Source organism: Parabacteroides sp. ZJ-118, assembly GCF_011038785.1.
Classification (GTDB): Bacteria; Bacteroidota; Bacteroidia; order Bacteroidales; family Tannerellaceae; genus Parabacteroides.
Map to the genome: position 1 here is coordinate 1 of NZ_JAAKDT010000094.1, position 2,043 is coordinate 2,043.

Genomic DNA, 2,043 nt, shown 5'->3' on the forward strand with positions numbered 1-2,043 from the left:
GAGCAAGCCATCATTGACCATGCTCGAAAAACGCAGGCTGAAACTACTCGTGTCAATAAGAAAACTCGATGAGTCAATTGCTGCAATTAGTTGAATACCAAATTACTGGATAGGTGTTACTTGGTAGCGGACACGCTGAGGAGTTTACTCAATGTCGTCAATTAGCGAAATACATATCGAACCGATGGCATAACCTGTTGATTTTTATGGGAATTAGATGCGATTTTATTTGGTAAAGTCAAATAAAATTCATACCTTTACACCTGTGAAGCAACAGGTTAATGACATAACAGAAGTGCTTCGCGGGCTGTCCGCGCAGATTGAGTCGATGCAGAAAACCATCGATTCACAGCATGCTACAATTTGTCAGATTAGCCGAACGAGTCAGGGGCAACTTAAGGAGATACGGGACTTGAAACGCATGCTCAAAAAGAAAGACATGGAGAATGAAGAACTACGCAAACGTCTGTCTAAATACGAGGAACCACCGAAGAATTCCGGCAACAGCAGTACGCCACCGTCAAAAGAGCAGATGAAAGATGAGATTGTCCGGCGTACAAAGTCACTGCGTAAGCCATCGGGCAAAAAGCCCGGAGGTCAGCCGGGGCATCACGGAAGCACACTCGAATTGAATGGCTCAGTCGATAATGTGGTGGAGGAGAAGTCCGAGCGATGCGATGAATGCGGAGAATCATTGGCCGGATGTGATACCGAACTCGATTACATTACGCAGATAATATCACTGCCCGAGCTCAAGCCCCTGATAACCGAGGTACGGCACTACGTGACGATATGCCGGGTCTGTGGGAAACGGGTCAAAGCCCACTCCGAACGTCGTCGTTCCAACGCCGTTGTGTATGACGCTTCGGTAAAGGGGCTGGTCGCCTACCTGTCAACGGTTCAGTTCCTGCCTTATAACCGTATAGCTTCCTTCTTCAAAGAGGTCTTCGGCCTTGAAATCAGCCAGGGTTCGATGGTCAACTGGATCAATGAGGCAAAAAAAGCTGCTGCCCCGGCCATTGGGAGAATCAAGGAATATATAATGCAGTCTTCCGTAGTCGGTTTTGATGAATCCGGCTTATACTGCAACAAACGCCTTGACTGGGCATGGATTGCACAGACCGTATATTTCACACTGGTATTCCATGGCAAAAGCCGCAAGGGACAGGAACTTGAAGACCGTTTCGGAGACTCCATCGAACGGATGACGGCGGTGACAGACCGCCATAGCGCATACTTCGCCCTGCACTTCCTCAACCATCAGGTCTGCCTGGCTCATCTGCTTCGCGAATGTCAGTATCTCAATGAACTTGACAAGGAACAGGAGTGGTCAAAATCTGTGGAAAGTCTTTTTCAGGAAGCCATACACGAGCGCAACCGGAGACCGGCCGAATCAATCGACCCTCAGTCGTGGCTCGAACGTCTGGACAAACTTATTGATGAAAACTTGTCGAAGCTAAACGAGAAATTTACCACCTTTAAGAACGGTCTTCTCAAATGTCGTGATTATATCTTCAACTTCCTGCGAGACCCGGCCATCCCTCCTGACAATAACGCTTCGGAGCGCGGAATACGAAAACTGAAAATCAAGCTCAAGAACTCCGGATGCTTCCGCTCAGACCTCGGTGCCGACGCGTTTATGGACCTGCATTCAATTGTCGAGACCACAAAGAAACACGGTAACTCACCTTACAACGCCATACTCGCCCTTTTCTAAGCGGCGACTGCCTCAGCGTGTCCGCTACCAAGTAACACCTATCCAGTAATTTGGTATTCAACTAATTGCAGCAATTGACTCATCGAGTTTTCTTATTGACACGAGTAGTTTCAGCCTGCGTTTTTCGAGCATGGTCAATGATGGCTTGCTCACTTTTGATTCATCATACTCGGTTCCGTTCTTAATCATGTTATATATTACTCAAGTTTCGGATTTAGTATGATGCCATAAAAATGGTCATGAAAAAGGCTTTGAGAATTTCCGTATATGACGGAAATTTAGTAATTTAGAGGTGTTCAAACAGCTAAATACCATACTCAAAGCCA

At 46.7% G+C, this 2,043-nt stretch carries 1 protein-coding gene; it reads left to right on the forward strand.

The window, feature by feature from the left end; translation table 11 throughout:
* Nucleotides 1–439 precede the first annotated feature (439 nt).
* Nucleotides 440–1,717: an IS66 family transposase gene (locus G7Y39_RS13295; protein WP_241160067.1), complete on the forward strand. Its 1,278-nt coding sequence runs from the start codon at nt 440–442 to the stop codon at nt 1,715–1,717.
* The last annotated feature ends 326 nt before the right edge of the window (nt 1,718–2,043 follow it).